The sequence below is a fragment of the Myxococcota bacterium genome (genome assembly GCA_041389495.1).
Taxonomy (GTDB): domain Bacteria; phylum Myxococcota_A; class UBA9160; order UBA9160; family UBA4427; genus JAWKRT01.
Window position 1 is genome coordinate 1920733 of sequence record JAWKRT010000001.1, and the last position, 15537, is coordinate 1936269.

At 73.3% G+C, this 15537-nt stretch carries 11 protein-coding genes; 9 read left to right on the forward strand and 2 right to left on the reverse strand.

The genetic code is table 11. The features are described 5' to 3' along the window. Window positions 1-3: 3 nt before the first annotated feature. The 6 genes from R3E88_08495 (at window position 4) to R3E88_08520 (ending at window position 9165) form a co-directional block, all read left to right on the forward strand. The gene (locus R3E88_08495; protein ID MEZ4216502.1) at window positions 4-1749 is read left to right on the forward strand and encodes an amidohydrolase family protein; all 1746 of its coding nucleotides are present in this window, start codon (window positions 4-6) and stop codon (window positions 1747-1749) included. A 6-nt stretch (window positions 1750-1755) separates the two neighbouring features. Beyond that, window positions 1756-2151, forward strand: a complete 396-nt coding sequence (locus R3E88_08500) for a hypothetical protein (protein ID MEZ4216503.1) — start codon at window positions 1756-1758, stop codon at window positions 2149-2151. Further along, complete coding sequence (locus tag R3E88_08505) at window positions 2148-4097, forward strand: DUF3604 domain-containing protein (GenBank protein ID MEZ4216504.1); 1950 nt, start codon at window positions 2148-2150, stop codon at window positions 4095-4097. The genes R3E88_08500 and R3E88_08505 overlap by 4 nt, the downstream gene beginning before the upstream one ends. A gap of 107 nt (window positions 4098-4204) precedes the next feature. Next, a complete protein-coding gene (locus tag R3E88_08510; GenBank protein MEZ4216505.1) occupies window positions 4205-5284 on the forward strand; it encodes an acyl-CoA dehydrogenase family protein in 1080 nt (359 codons plus the stop codon). 67 nt (window positions 5285-5351) lie between these two features. Further along, the gene (locus tag R3E88_08515) at window positions 5352-6560 is read left to right on the forward strand and encodes an acyl-CoA dehydrogenase family protein (GenBank protein ID MEZ4216506.1); all 1209 of its coding nucleotides are present in this window, start codon (window positions 5352-5354) and stop codon (window positions 6558-6560) included. 193 nt (window positions 6561-6753) lie between these two features. Then, window positions 6754-9165: a TonB-dependent receptor gene (locus tag R3E88_08520; protein ID MEZ4216507.1), complete on the forward strand. Its 2412-nt coding sequence runs from the start codon at window positions 6754-6756 to the stop codon at window positions 9163-9165. A 7-nt stretch (window positions 9166-9172) separates the two neighbouring features. On the opposite strand, the gene R3E88_08525 is transcribed toward R3E88_08520, so the two are convergent. Both R3E88_08525 and R3E88_08530 read right to left on the reverse strand, forming a co-directional pair. Further along, complete coding sequence (locus R3E88_08525) at window positions 9173-10396, reverse strand: cytochrome P450 (protein ID MEZ4216508.1); 1224 nt, start codon at window positions 10394-10396, stop codon at window positions 9173-9175. Continuing rightward, the gene (locus R3E88_08530; protein MEZ4216509.1) at window positions 10393-11490 is read right to left on the reverse strand and encodes a DUF2889 domain-containing protein; all 1098 of its coding nucleotides are present in this window, start codon (window positions 11488-11490) and stop codon (window positions 10393-10395) included. Before R3E88_08530 ends, R3E88_08525 begins: the two co-directional genes overlap by 4 nt. 219 nt (window positions 11491-11709) lie before the next feature. On the opposite strand from R3E88_08530, the gene R3E88_08535 reads away from it, so the two are divergent. From R3E88_08535 to R3E88_08545, 3 genes are all read left to right on the forward strand, one after another. Then, window positions 11710-12321: a hypothetical protein gene (locus R3E88_08535; GenBank protein MEZ4216510.1), complete on the forward strand. Its 612-nt coding sequence runs from the start codon at window positions 11710-11712 to the stop codon at window positions 12319-12321. Between the two features lie 142 nt (window positions 12322-12463). Beyond that, window positions 12464-14194, forward strand: coding sequence for a D-aminoacylase (locus R3E88_08540; protein MEZ4216511.1), 1731 nt, complete (start codon window positions 12464-12466; stop codon window positions 14192-14194). A gap of 8 nt (window positions 14195-14202) precedes the next feature. Further along, entirely contained in the window at window positions 14203-15420 is a 1218-nt protein-coding gene (locus R3E88_08545) for a cytochrome P450 (GenBank protein MEZ4216512.1), read from the forward strand. Window positions 15421-15537 lie beyond the last annotated feature (117 nt).

Genomic DNA, 15537 nt, shown 5'->3' on the forward strand with positions numbered 1-15537 from the left:
GCCGTGTACGACATCCTGATCCGCAACGCGATCGTGGTCGACGGAACGGGGCGCGACCGCTTCCCGGGCGAGGTCGCGATCCGCGACGGGCGCATCGCCGCGGTCGGACGTCCGGGCGAGCTCGCGGCGGCGGAGGCGCGCGAGACGATCGACGCGCGCGGCTGCGCGCTCACGCCGGGCTGGGTCGACATCCACAGCCACTACGACGGCCAGGCGACCTGGGACCCCATCCTCTCTCCGTCGGGCGAGCACGGCGTCACGACCGTCGTGATGGGCAACTGCGGCGTCGGCTTCGCGCCGGCCGCGCCCGACCGCCACGACTGGCTGATCCAGCTCATGGAGGGCGTCGAGGACATCCCCGGCACCGCACTCGCCGAGGGCATCCAGTGGGCGTGGGAGTCGTTCCCCGAGTACCTCGACGCGCTCGAGACGCACGAGCGCATCCTCGACGTCGCGACGCAGGTGCCGCACGGCGCGGTGCGCGCCTACGTGATGGGCGAGCGCGGCGCGCGCAACGAGCTCGCGACGAAGCGCGACATCGACGCGATGGCGGCGATCGTGCGCGAGGCGATCGAGGCCGGCGCGCTCGGCTTCTCGACCTCGCGCACGACCGGCCACCGCGCGCGCGACGGCGAGCCGGTGCCCGGCACGTTCGCCGCCGAGGAGGAGCTCTTCGCGATCGGCCACGAGATGCGCAAGCTCGGCAAGGGCCTGTTCGAGGCCGCGGCCGCGGGCGCGGGCGGCGAGGACGTCCCCGCGCGCACGAAGGAGGTCGAGATGTTCGTGCGGCTCTCGGCCGAGATCGGGCGGCCCGTGAGCTTCGCGCACCTGCAGGTCGACACCGCGCCCGACGACTACCTCCGCATCCTCGACGTCGCCGAGCGCGGGCGGGCCGTCGGCGCCGACGTGACGGGGCAGGTCGCGGGGCGCCCCTTCGGCATCCTCGCGGGCTTCCAGGTGTTCAGCCCCTACTCGATGCGGCCCGCCTATCAAGCGCTCGAGGCGCTGCCGTTCGAGGAGAAGCTCGCGCGGCTGCGCGAGCCGGCCGTGCGGCGCGCCATCCTCGCCGAGCGCCCCGCGCCGTCCGACCCGATCGCCGCGCAGTTCCAGAACTTCGCGAAGTACTTCGAGATCGGGAACCCGCCGAACTACGAGCCCGGCCCCGAGCTCACGATCGCCGCGCGCGCCGCGCGCGAAGGGCGCGACCCCGACGAGGTGATGTACGACGCGATGCTCGCCGACGACGGGCGCGCGCTGCTGCTGATGCCGCTCTACAACTACTCGCACGGGAGCTGCGACGCGATCTACGAGATGCTGCACCACCCGGCGTCGCGGCTCGGCCTGTCCGACGGCGGCGCGCACTGCGGGATGATCTGCGACGCGTCGATCCCGACGTTCCTGCTCACGCACTGGGTGCGCGACCGCGTGCGCGGGCCGCGCGTGCCGCTCGAGTGGGCCGTGAAGATCCAGACGAGCGAGACGGCCGCGCTCTACGGGCTGCTCGACCGCGGCACGATCGAGCCCGGCAAGCTCGCGGACCTGAACCTGATCGACCTCGACGCGCTCGCGCTCGAGCGCCCGTCGGTGGTGCACGACCTGCCGGCCGGCGGCCGTCGGCTGCTGCAGAACGCGCGCGGCTACGTGTTCACGATGAAGAGCGGTGCGATCGTGATGCGCGACGGCGTGCCGACGGGCGCGCGGCCCGGGAAGCTCGTGCGCGGCACGCGCCCGGCGCCCGCCGCGGCCTAGCCTCCGGTGCCGCTGCGCCTCTGCGGCTTCGTGCTGTTCGTCGCCGGGTTCCTGAGCGTGCCGTTCCCGATGCTCGGGTTCGACGCGTTCGTGCCCGCGGTCCGCTACGCGCAGCTCGCCGCCGTCCTCGCGGTGCTGCGCGTCGAGGAGGGCGGGGGCGGCGTGATCGACACGCTGCTCGTGCTCCTCGGCGGGCACGCGATCGCGGCGAGCCTCGCGGTCGCGCTCGGCGCGTGGCTCGCGACGCGGCTCGTGCTCGCGCGGCTGCCGTCCCGGCTCCGCGACCACGTGACGGTCATCGCCGCGACGCTGCTCGTCGCGCTCGCGAGCTACGGGCACGCGTACACGACGCCCTTCCACGCCTCGAGCGCGCACGCGCGGCTCCCGGAGCTCTTCCGGTGAGCGCACGCGCCGGCGGCGCGGCCGCTGCGCGGGTCGCGGCCGCGGGGCTCGCGACGATCGCCGCGCTGCTCGCGTCGGGTGCGGCGCGCGCGTTCGAGCGCACGGAGGAGCGCGCTCCGTGCGCCGCGCACGAGCCGCTGCGTCGCCCCTTCTTCGGTGACACGCACGTGCACACGGCGCTCTCGTTCGACGCCTGGGGGCAGGGCACGCGCGGCCGCCCGGCGGACGCCTACCGCTTCGCGAAGGGCGAGCCGCTCGGCATGCAGCCGTTCGACGCCTACGACCGCCCCGCGCAGACGATCCGCCTGCGCCGCCCGCTCGACTTCGCCGTCGTGACCGACCACGCCGAGCTGCTCGGCGAGACGCACATGTGCAGCACGCCCGGGGCGCCGGGCTACGACGGCCTGCTGTGCCGCGTGAACCGCGCCTTCCCGAAGCTCGCGTACATGGTCGTGAACAGCCGCGTCTACCAGGCCGTCGGGCAGCCGCGCTACTCGATGTGCGGCGAGGCGGGCGCGACGTGCCGCGAGCAGGCGCGCGGGCCGTGGAGCGAGATCGTCGCCGCCGCCGAGGACGCCTACGACCGCACGTCGGCGTGCGCGTTCACGAGCTTCGTCGGCTACGAGTGGACGGGCATGCCGGACGGCCAGAACGTCCACCGCAACGTCGTGTTCCGCAACGCGCGCCACCCGGCCGCGCCGACGAACTCGATCGAGACGCCGACCGCGGAGGGCCTGTGGGCCGCGCTCGAGAGCGAGTGCCTCGAGCGCGGCGACGGCTGCGACGTCGTCGCGATCCCGCACAACTCGAACGTCAGCAACGGGCTGCTCTTCCGCACGACGCGCGAGGACGGCGCGCCGCTGCGTCGCGAGGACGCGCTGCGCCGCGCGCGGCTCGAGCGGCTCGTCGAGGTGACGCAGCACAAGGGCGATTCGGAGTGCGCGGCGAACGCCGAGGACGAGCTCTGCGCCTACGAGAAGCTCCCGTTCGCGAAGCTCGGCGAGGAGTCGACGAGCCTGCTCGGCGGGACGCCGATCCCGCCCATGTCGTACGCGCGCGAGGCGCTCGCCGAAGGGCTCGTGCTCGCGCGCGCGCTCGGCGCCAACCCGTTCGCGTTCGGGCTCGTCGGCTCGACCGACACGCACCTCGCGGCGCCGGGCCTCGTGAACGAGCGCGACTTCGTCGGGCACGCCGCCGGCACGACGACGCACCGGCTCGAGACGCCGCCGATGCCCGACTCGCTCTGGTACAACCCCGGCGGCCTCGCCGTGCTCTGGGCCGAGGAGAACTCGCGCGACGCGCTCTTCGAGGCGATGCGGCGGCGCGAGGCCTATGCGACGAGCGGCCCGCGCATGACGGTGCGGCTCTTCGCGGGCTGGTCGTTCGACGAGGACGTGTGCGCGGGCGACGCGCTCGCGCAGCGAGGCTATGCGGAGGGCGTTCCGATGGGCGGCGATCTGCCGGCGCGACCGCCCGGCGCGGACGCGCCGCGCATCGCGGTCGCCGCGCTGCGCGACGCGGGCGTCGAGGGCGAGCCCGGCGCGGGCCTCGAGCGCATCCAGATCGTGAAGGCGTGGGAGGAGGACGGCCGCGCGCACACGCGCGTCTTCGACGTCGCGGGCGCGCGCGTCGCCGCCCCCGACGGCGCCGTCGATCTCGCGACGTGCGCGCCGCGCGAGGCGGGCTCCGACGCGCTGTGCGCGGTGTGGCGCGACCCGGGGTTCGACCCGGCGCGCCACGCGCTCTACTACGCGCGCGTGGTCGAGGTGCCGACGTGCCGCTGGAACGGCTGGGTCTGCGCGCGCGCGGGCGTCGACTGCAGCGACCCGTCGTCCGTCGAGCCCGGGCTCGAAGGGTGCTGCGACGCGCGCTTCCCGAAGACCGTGCAGGAGCGCGCCTGGACCTCGCCCGTGTGGTACGCCGCACCGCGAGCGTCCGCGAACTGATCGCGCGCGCATCGACGTTCGGCGCTGGTCGCCGCGCGCGCACCGGGTAGACTGCGCGCTCCGCGCGCCGCCCCGGCGCGCGACCCACGGAACGGAGCGGCGCGCGCGTGGACTTCGGACTCTCCGACGAGCAGGAGATGCTGCAGGCGACCGTGCGCAGCTTCGTCGCCAACGAGTGTCCGCCGACGCGGCAGCACGAGATCTTCGATGCGCCGAGCGAGCACGTCCCCGCACTGTGGCGCGGTCTCTCCGAGCTCGGCGCCGTCGGGCTCGCGATTCCCGAGCCGCACGGCGGCGCGGGGCTCGAGGTGCTCGATCTCGCGCTCGTCGCCGAGGCGCTCGGCGAGGGCGGGCTCCCGGGGCCGTTCTTCGGGCACGTCGTCGCCGCGCTCGCGATCGCGCGCGCCGGAAGCCCCGCCCAGCAGGCCGCGTGGCTGCCGCGGCTCGCGACGGGCGACGCGATCGCGACCGTCGCGTTCGGCGAGGCGGACGGCGTCTGGCAGCCCGGCGACTGGACCTGCGACGCCGCGGGCGACCGCCTGCGCGGCGCGAAGCTCGCGGTTCCGTGCGCGGACGTGGCCGACGTCGTGGTCGTCGGGACGCGCGGCGGCGGGCTCGCGCTCGTCGAAGCGCGCGGCGCGGGCGTCGCCGCGACGGCCGTCGAGAGCGTCGACCGCACGCGGCGCGTGCACGCGCTCGCCTTCGACGGCGCGCCCTGCGAGCCGCTCGCGCACGGGGCCGACGCGGCACCCGGCGTGCGCGACGCGGCGCTCGTGCTGTGCGCGGCCGACGCGTTCGGCGCCGCCTGGTCGCTGCTGCGCACGACCATCGACTACTGCGGAACGCGCGAGCAGTTCGACACGCCGCTCACGCAGTTCCAGGCCGTGAAGCACCAGATCGCCGACTGCGCGCTCGACGTCGAGCCGACGCGCGCGCTGTGGTGGTACGCGGCGCACGCCGTCGACCAGCTGCCCGACGAGGCGCCGCGCGCCGCGGCGCTCGCGAAGGCGCACGTGACGGATCGCGCGATGCAGGTCGCGCGCGAGTGCGTCGAGCTCCACGGCGGCATCGGCTTCACGTGGGAGTGCGACGTCCACATGGGCTTCAAGCGCATCCAGTTCGACCGCGCCTTCCTCGGCGCGCCCGAGGAGCACCGGCTGCGCTTCGCGGAGCTGTCGGGCTGGTAGGCGTTCCGGTCGGCGGGCGCGCCGCGCGTGGCGCGCGACCGCGATCGCGCGGAGGGACGAGGCGAGCATGGATCTCCGGTACGGGCCCGAGTACGACGCCTTCCGCGCCGAGCTGCGCGCCTTCCTCGCGGGCTGGCCGCTCGGCGGCGCGGAGGCGGCGCTTCCCGCCGCCGAGCGGGAGTCGCTCTTCCGCCAGCGCGGCATCGACGCGGGCTACGTGTACCGCCACATCCCGAAGGCGTACGGCGGGGCGGGCGCGCCGGCCGACGTGCTGCGCGATCGCATCATCCAGGAGGAGTACGCGGCCGCCGGGGCGCCGGGGCCGCTGTTCACGCAGGGCGCGGGCATGCTCGCGCCGACGCTCGTCGACCTCGGCACGGAGGAGCAGAAGCGGCGCTTCGTGCGGCGCGCGCTCACGGGCGAGGACGTCTGGTGCCAGGGCTACTCGGAGCCCGGCGCGGGCAGCGACCTCGCCTCGCTCACGAGCCGCGCCGAGCTCGTCGGCGACGAGTGGGTGATCCACGGGCACAAGATCTGGACGTCGGGCGCGGACAAGGCGCACTACATGTTCGGCCTCTTCCGCACCGAGCCCGACGCGCCGAAGCACGCGGGCATCTCCTACCTGCTGCTCGACATGCGCGCGCCGGGCGTGACGATCCGGCCGCTGCGCGAGATGACGGGCGGCGAGCTCTTCAACGAGGTGTTCCTCGACGGGGTGCGCACGCCGCGCGACTGGATCGTCGGCGAGCGCGGCCAGGGCTGGCAGGTGTCGCGCGCGACGCTCGTGCACGAGCGCAACATGATCGGCGACCCGCGCGCGCTGCGGCACCTGTTCGACGGCGTCGTCGCGCTCGCGCGGGCGGTGCGCCGGCGCGGGCGTCCCGCGATCGAGGATCCGATCGTGCGCGCGCGCCTCGCGGAGATCGAGGGCTACCTCGCCTCCCAGGAGTGGACGGGCAAGCGCGTGCTGACCGCGAGCGCGCGCGGCGAGGCTGCGAAGGTCGTGCTGCCGACGCTCATGGCCAAGCTCTACGGCACGAACCTGCGCAAGCGCATCGGCGAGCTCGCCCACGACCTGCTCGGCGCGGACGCGCTCGTCGCGCCGGTCGACGGCGAGTACATCGCGACGGGACCGGCGACCGCGGGCGCGTGGAACGCGCGCTACATGAGCGGCATGGCCGTCGCGATCGCGGGCGGCGCGTCGAACATCCAGCGCAACATCATCGCCGAGCGCGGGCTCGGCCTCCCGCGCGACCTCCGCCACCGCAAGCGCTGACGCGTTCCGGGCCACGCCGCGCGCGGCGCGCGGCGCGCGCGACTCGGGCGATGACCCGAGGTGCGGACGCACGCGTCGGCGCGCATCTGACCCGCTCCCGGGCACACGCACTTTCCGCGCAACTCCCCCCGGCGTTCCGCCGATGGCGGCCCGGACTTCGCGCACCCACCGGTGCGCAGGGGGAGGGGACGGGATGAGCCGGAGTGCACTCCGCCGGGTCGAGCGTGGCTCGAAGGTTCGACCGATCGCGATCGCGCTGCTCGTCGCGGTCATCGCGCCGGGCACCGCAGCTTCCGAGGACGAGGACGAGGAGGCCGCGCTCGACGGCGGCCTCGAGACGCTGCTCGTGACCGCGGAGAAGACGGAGAAGGACCTCCAGAAGACCGGCGGCTCCGTCGCGATGTTCAGCGAGACGATGCTCGACGACCGCGGCATCGTCGACGTGAAGGGCATCTCGGACTACGTCCCCAATCTCAAGATCCACACGAATCCCGGCGGCAACACGGGCTTCGCGATCAACATCCGCGGCGCGATCAAGGGCGACCCCATCATCTCGCGCGAGCCGGTCGTCGGCCTCTACGTCGACGACGTCTACATGTCCAACATGGTGGGCGTGCTCATCGACTACCTCGACCTCGAGGCGATCGAGGTGCTGCGCGGTCCGCAGGGCACGCTCTACGGGCGCAACACGAACGGCGGCGCCGTGAAGGTGCGCACGAAGGCGCCGAGCGACGTCCTCTCCGTCCGCAACGACTTCTCGTACGGCAACTTCGATCTCTTCGACGAGCGCACGGTGTGGAACGTGCCGCTGCTCGGCGACGGCGGCGACGCGCTGATCCCCTTCGGCGGGCTCGGCCACGTGAACACGCGCACGACCTTCGCATACCGCAACCGCGACGGCTTCGTCGACGTGGCGGACAACCTGACGGTCGCGCCGACCGCGTTCGCCGGCACGACCGCGCCGGGCTCCGGCGCGACGAACCTCGACGACGTCGACCGCTGGGCGCTCCACCACCGCACGCAGTGGGTGCCCACCGATCGCCTGACCTTCGACTACATCTACGACCGCACGCACGTCGACGAGGAGCCGACGGCGTACCAGCTCTCGGCGGTGAGCGGCGCGGGCACGCCCTTCCTGCTCTCGCCCTTCCTGACGAGCCGCCGCGCCGAGGTCGTCGCCGCGAACTACGGGGCCTTCGACGGCGCGAACCCGCGGCCGCTCGAGAGCAAGCTCGACATCCAGGGGCACGCGCTGACCGGCACGCTCGAGCTGCCGACGCTGCCCGTCGTCGGCGACGTGACGGTGAAGTCGATCTCGGCCTATCGGACGAAGGAGAACGACGAGGCCGCCGACATCGATGGCACGGGCTTCCAGTTCTTCGAGTCGGGGATCAAGGTCGACCACGAGCAGTTCTCGCAGGAGCTGCAGGTGAACGGCGACACGGCGCAGGGCCTGTTCCAGTACGTGGCCGGCTTCTACTACTTCAACGAGAACGGCCGCGCGATCAACGACCAGGACTTCCTCCAGGACCCGTTCTTCGCGGGCAGCGGCTTCACCGTCGACTTCCTGCACAAGTTCGAGAAGGAGTCGTTCGCCGGCTACGCGCAGGGCGACCTCACGCTCCCCGTGTGGGGCGACCGGATCACGCTGAGCGGCGGCGTCCGCTACACGAACGAGGACGTCGAGATCGACGTCCTCAACGTGAACTCGGCGGCCGGCACGCTGATCGACACGGGCATCGGTGGCACGCCCAACGTCGCGAAGCCGAAGGACACCTGGGACAACTGGTCGTGGCTCGCGCGCGTGCAGGTGCAGTTCACCGACGACCTGATGGCGTACTACAAGGCGAACACGGGCTTCCTGGCGGGCGGCTTCAACGCGCGCAACGTCAACCCCGCGAACTTCGGCACGCCGTACAGCCCGGAGAAGCTCCTCTCCCACGAGCTCGGCTTCCGCGGCGACTTCTTCCGCCGCCGCGTGCGCCTGAACGCGACCTGGTTCTACTACGACTACGAGGACATCCAGGTCTCCGTCTTCGACCCCGGCACGGGCGGCGCGACGACGCTCGTGCAGAACGCGGCCGAGGCGCGCATCTGGGGGGCCGAGATCGACGTCCTCGCGCAGGTGTTCGACGGGGCCGAGGTGCAGGCGAGCTACGGCTACACGCACCCCGAGTACCGGAACTTCATCGACCCCGTGCTCGGCGACGTCACCAACGTGCGCGGCTTCGCGCAGACGCCCGAGCACTCCGTGACGGTCGGCGGGAGCTACACGCTGCCCGCCTTCAGCTGGGGCACGGTGATGGCGCGCGTCGACTGGTCGTGGTCGGACGAGGTGATCTTCAGCGATACGCCGAGCGCGGCCATCGACCAGACGAAGCCCTTCTGGACCCTCAACGCGATGCTGCAGGTCTCGGACATCGAGCTGCCCTGCGCGACCGGGCGCCTGCGCACGATGGCCTGGATGCGCAACATCACGGACGAGGACTACAAGGAGTTCGGCTTCAGCCTGCTCGGGGCGTTCGGCGGCGAGGGCATCGCCGTCAACACGTACACCGACCCGCGCACCTACGGGCTCACGCTCGTCTGGGAGTGGGAGAAGTAGGCGCGGGCTAGGCGACGCGGAGCGGGAGCGCGCCGAAGCCGCGGAAGAACTCCGAGCGCAGGCGCACGGCGTCGGCCTCGACGACGTCGTACTCGGGGAACGCGGCGAGCAGCTCCTCGAGCAGGACGCGGCCCTCCATGCGCGCGATGTGCATGCCGAGGCACATGTGCGTGCCCTGTCCGAACGACAGGATGCGCGGAAGGCCGCGGCCGACGTCGAAGGCGTCCGCGCGGTCGAACGCGCGCTCGTCGCGGTTCGCCGACGCCCACAGGAACATCACCGCCTCGCCGGGCTCCACCGTCTGCCCGTGGAACTCGACCTCGCGCGTCGCGACGCGCCCGAGCATCTGCGTCGGCATGTCGTAGCGGAGCGCCTCGTGGAAGGCCTGCGGTGCGAGCGACGGGTCGGCGGCGACGCGCGCGCGCTGCTCGGGGTGCTGCCAGAGCCGGTAGATCGCGGCCGACGCCGCCTTCGGCAGCGTCTCGGTGCCCCCGATGAGCACCATCGAGAGGTGGAAGGACGCCTCGAGGTCGTTGAGCCTGCGGCCCTCGAAGTCGCCGTAGAGGATGGCGTCGGCGAGCCCGCCGAGGCGCGTGCCCTTCGCGCGCCACTCCTGGATGCGCTGGATCAGGTAGACGTGCAGCTCCATCGAGGCGTCGCGGCCGCGCGGCGTCACGCCCGGCGTGCCCGCGTCCCGCTCGAAGAGCGTGTTGATGCAGCGCACGTAGAAGTCGGCGTCGTCGATCGGCACGCCGAGCACGCGGCACGCGACGCGCACGCTCAGGTGGCCCGCGAAGTCGGCGACGGCGTCGAGCCCGCCGCGCTCGCGCGCGCGCGCGATGCAGCCGCGCACGATCTCGCGCGCGAACGGCTCGAGGCGCTCGGCCGCCGCGGGCTTGAAGGGCGGGCTCAGCGCCGCGCGCACGCGCGTGTGCACGGGCGGGTCGAGCGTCGCGACCGCGCCGATCTCCATGGGCAGATCGGAGCGGTCGAAGTACGTCTCCTCGCCGCCGTCCGGGTCGGGGTGGAAGAGCAGCTCCATCGACGTCGTTCCCTCGGTCACGGTGAACGACTTCACGTCGAGGAGCGCCGCGAGCACGTCGTCGAAGCGCGACAGGAACCACGGCCGATAGCGCGGGTGCCGGAAGATCGGAGCCTCGGCGCGCAGCTGCGCGTAGAAGGGATAGGGGTCGTCGAAGACGGCCTCGGAGCACGGGTCGTACTCGATCACTCGCCGCTTCCCCCTCCGGCGCCCGGCGGGCCGGCGCGCCGCACGGCCTCGCGCTCGGCGATGTACGCGGTGCGCCTGCGCTCGAGCCCGCCGCCCGCGCGCCACATGTAACAGGCGTCGGGCATGCCGCCGACGGTCGCGATGCCCTCGCCGCCGCCCGCGCCGCCCGCGGAGGTCGGCCCGTCCCACAGCGCCGCGATGCACTGCAGGAAGCCCGGCCCGAGGTGGAGCAGCGCATCGAGCACGTGCCGCCGCTCGGGCCGCTCCGCGTAGAGCGCGAACAGGCGCGAGCCGAGGCCCGGCATGATGCGCTCGCCCGCGAGCGCCGCGACCTCGTCGTCGCGCTCGCTCCACGCACCGGCCCGCGCCGTCCCGAAATCGGCGCGCGTGCGCGCGCGCTCGGCGCAGCGCACTGCCGCGAGCTTCATGCCGCCCATCTCGACGCGCGCGTGCACGCGCACGTCGTGCTGCGCGCCGAAGCGGTCGAGCGGCGCGTCGACGACCGCGAGCGGCGCCGTCGCGAGATCGCCCTGCTGGAGGACGAGCTCGAGGCTCGCGCCGTCGGCCGCCGCGAGCCCGTCGACGACGACGGTGCGCTTGAAGATGCGCTCGCCCGCGGCGCGGGCCGCGCCGTCCGCGCCGCGCGCGCGCTGCTCGGCGTCGATCGCGGAGGGCAGGGCGCGGCCGAGCGTCTGCGCGAGCGTCAGCAGGTGCGTGCAGCCGAGCCCGCCGCCGAAGAGCGCGCTCGCGCGCTTCTCGAAGCCGGGCGCGAGCCGCTCGCCCGCCAGCGCGAGCAGGCGCTCGCGCGGGTCGCGGCAGCACTCGCCGTCCGTGCGCGGCGAGGGCTCGACCGCGACGTACGGCTGCTCGACGCGCATGTCGTCGACGCGGCGCGTGGCGGCGTCGACGTCGAGCTCGATGCGCATGTGGTGCACGAAGCCGGCGTTCTGGATGTCCGAGAGCATCGGGACGAAGCCGCACTTGCGGACGTCGACGATGGCGCCGCGCGCGAGCAGCCTCCCTTCCGCGGCCGCGACGAGCTCGATCTCGAGCAGGCGCGTGTGGCAGGGATGTCCGGCGGCGGCGACGTGCAACGCGGGCTCCTCGACGGGGGGCGCAGCATAGCGGCTGGCCTCGCGTGCGCGCGGGGCGCGCCGCGCGCGCGGCGCGGCTGCGCGTCGGCTGCGCGCGTCATCGAAACGTGCCCCGGCCGTCGCGCTCGAGGCACAAGGTCGCGGTATTCCACTCCGAAACGCCCCCCGAGCCGTCGGCCGAGGCATCTCCGCCTCGCAGCCGGCGCGGGGAGGCGCGACATGAGACGCGGAACGCGCGCACTCGTCGCTGCAACGCTCGCCTCGACCGGGCTCCTGCTCGGTGTCCTGCTCCCGTCCGTCGCCACTGCCGGCGATCTCTCGCTGCCGTCGATCGGCGTCCGCGGCGCGTTCGCGCCGAGCGACGACGACATCGGCCACCGCTACAAGTTCCTCGGCCGCTCTCTCGTGAGCGCCTTCGGCGACCGGCTCGAGATCGGGGCCGAGATCGAGCTGAGCAAGTACTCGACGATGCTCGCCGGGCTTCCCGGCATCCAGGTCAAGTCCTACAACATCCGCACCGTGCTCCTGTTCGTGCCGTGGCCCGACCGCGTCTCGCCCTACGTGGGGACGGGCCTCGGCGTCGACGTGATGCGTCTCGACGACGACATGGTCGAGTCGGTGATCCAGCAGATGCGTGTCGACAACTTCGGTATCCGCATGGGGGGAGTGAGCTTCCTCGGGATCCAGCTTCCGGTCGCGCGCGACGCGGTGCTCTTCGCCGAGGGCCGCGCGGCCGCGGCGTTCCAGGTGATCGACGCGACGGACGTCGAGATGGGCGCCGGCATCTTCGAGGGCGTCGGCGCGATCGCCGGCCTGCGCATGCGCTTCTGAGCGGACGCGCGGCGTCGCTCCCGCCCGCACCGCGCCCCCGCGATTGACCTTCCCGAGCCGCCCGCGTATATCGGGGGCGTCCGGCGCCGCTGCGCGGCGCCGCGCCCTTTCCCCATCTCCCGGGGCCCGCGGAGGCAGCGCCATGCTCGATGTCGTGATTCGGGGCGGAACGGTCGTCGACGGAACGGGAGCGCCCGCGCGCCGCGCCGACGTCGGCATTCGCGGCGACCGCATCGTCGCGATCGGCGACGTGGCCGAGCGCGGTGCGCAGGAGATCGACGCGACGGGCCGAGTGGTCGCGCCGGGCTTCATCGACGTCCACACGCACTACGACGCGCAGGTGTTCTGGGACGGCACGCTCTCGCCGTCGCCCTTCCACGGCGTCACGACGATCTTCGGCGGCAACTGCGGCTTCAGCATCGCGCCGCTCTCCCCCGACGCGGGCGGCTACCTCATGCGCATGCTCGCGCGCGTCGAGGGCATGCCGCTCGAGAGCCTCGAGAAGGGCGTGCCCTGGGACTGGCAGGCCTTCGGCGAGTACCTCGACCGGCTCGAAGGTCGCATCGCGGTGAACGCGGGATTCATGGTCGGGCACTCGGCGCTGCGGCGCGTCGTGATGGGCGAGCGCGCCGTCGGCAGCGAGGCGACCGCGGAGGAGCTCGCCTCGATGAAGGCGCTGCTCGCGCGCTCGCTCGCCGAGGGCGGCATGGGCTTCTCGTCGACCATCTCGCCCACGCACAACGACGGCGAGGGCAACCCCGTGCCCTCGCGGCACGCGGCGCGCGAGGAGCACGTCGAGCTCGCGCGCGTCTGCCGCGACCACCCCGGGACGACGGTCGAGTTCCTCCCCGGCGTCGGCCCGCACAGCGACGCCTCGCGCGAGCTCATGGTCGACGTGTCGCTCGCCGCGAACCGGCCGGTGAACTGGAACGTGATGGCGGTGAGCAGCGGCAACACCGACCTCACGAAGGCCCAGCTCGAGACGTCCGACTACGCGCGCGCGCGCGGCGCCGAGATCGTCGCGCTGACCGTTCCGCAGACGATGACGATCCGCATCAATCTCCACTCGGGCTTCGTGTTCGACGCGCTCGCGGACTGGGACTCGTTCTTCCGGCTGCCCGTCGAGGAGCGGATCGAGAAGCTGCGCGACCCGGCCTATCGCAAGTGGCTCGACGAGCGCGCCGGCTCCGAGGACTCGGGCATCATGAGGGGCATCGCCGCGAACTGGGGCGCGATGCGGATCGACCAGGTGATGAGCCCGGAGAACGCGGGCTGCGCGGGCCGGACGGTGGGCGAGGTGGCGGCCGAGCGCGGCACGACGCCGTTCGACACGCTCTGCGACATCGCGATCGCCGACGGCCTCAAGACCTCGTTCATGCCGCCCACCGGGCTCGACGACGCCGAGACCTGGCGGCTGCGCGGGCAGGCCTGGGCGGACGACCGCACGGTGATCGGCGCGTCCGACGCGGGCGCGCACCTCGACATGATCGACACCTTCGCGTTCTCGACGCAGGTGCTGGGCAACGGCGTGCGCAAGCACGGCGCGATCCCGCTCGAGGAGGCGGTCCGGCAGCTGACCGACGTGCCGGCGCGGCTCTACGGCCTGAAGGAGCGCGGCCGCCTCGCGGAGGGCTGGTTCGCCGACGTCGTCGTCTTCGACCCGGCCACCGTCGACACGGGCCCGACGTACGTGCGCGAGGATCTCCCGGCCGGTGCGGGGCGCCTGTACGCCGACGCCGTCGGCATCGACCACGTGCTCGTGAACGGCGTCGAGATCGTGCGCGGGCGCGAGCACACCGGCGCGTTCCCGGGCACCGTGCTGCGCTCCGGCCGCGACACGGACACGGTGACGGTGCCCGGCGGCGGTCGTTAGGCGCTTCGATGTCCGACCACCCGACGAAGGACTCGGTCCGCCTGCTCGACGGGCGCTGGTACCAGGGCGTTCCGCTCGACGACTACGCCTGGATGCGCGAGAACGCGCCGCTCTACTGGGACCCGGTCGGCGAGATCTGGGGCGTCGCCCGCCACGCGGACATCCAGACCGTGTCGAAGTCGCCGTCGCTCTTCTGCTCGGGGAAGAGCTCGCGCCCCGACCGCGACTCGTGGATCCCGTCGATGATCAACTTCGACGATCCGCAGCACAAGCGGCGACGCAACCTCGTGAATCGCGGCTTCACGCCCCGCCGCGTGCAGGACCACGCCGCCAAGATCCGCCGCATCTGCACCGAGCTGATCGACGCCGTGTGCGAGAAGGGCTCGTGCGAGTTCGTGCGCGACATCGCGGCGCCGCTGCCGATGGCGATCATCGGCGACATGCTGGGTGTGCGCCCCGAGGATCGCGACCGCCTGCTGCGCTGGTCCGACGACCTCGTCAGCGCGAGCGGGAACGACGACCCGCAGGTGCGCGAGCGGTCGATGCAGGCGGGCGCCGAGTGGATGGCCTACGCGCAGGGCGTCATCGAGGACCGCCGCGGCCGGCCGGAGCAGGACGATCTGATCAGCGTGCTCGTCCACGCCGAGATCGACGGCGAGCGGCTCGACGACGAGGCGCTGCGACAGGAGAGCCTCCTGATCCTCGTCGGCGGCGACGAGACGACGCGCCACGTGATCGTCGAGGGCATGAAGGCGCTGATCGATCACCCGGCCGAGCGCCGTCTCCTGCTCGAGGACCCGGCGCGCATCCCGACGGCCGTCGAGGAGATGCTGCGCTGGGTGTCGCCCATCAAGAACATGAACCGCACGGCGACGCGCGACACCGAGCTGTGCGGGCAGAAGGTGCGGGAGGGCGACCGCCTCCTCCTGCTCTACCACTCGGGCAATCGCGACGACGGCGCCTTCGAGGCCCCCGGCGAGTTCCGGGCGCTGCGCACGCCGAACCCGCACGTCGCCTTCGGCGGGTACGGAACGCACTTCTGCCTCGGCGCGAGCCTCGCGCGCCTCGAGCTGCGGATCATGTTCGAGGAGCTGCTGCGCCGCCTTCCGGACATGCAGATCGCGCCCGGGGCCGAGCTCCCGATGCGCTGCAACAACTTCATCGTGGGCATCGAGGAGATGCCCGTCACCTTCACGCCGACGGCGCCGGCGGGCCCGTCCGCCTGAGCCGCGCCGCACGCTGACGCGCCGCGCCGCTTTCGTCTAGGATCCGCGGCCTCGCGCCGCCGCTTCCGTCCTCTCACCCGACCGAGCGCGCGACACGCCCGCGACGCTCACGAAAGG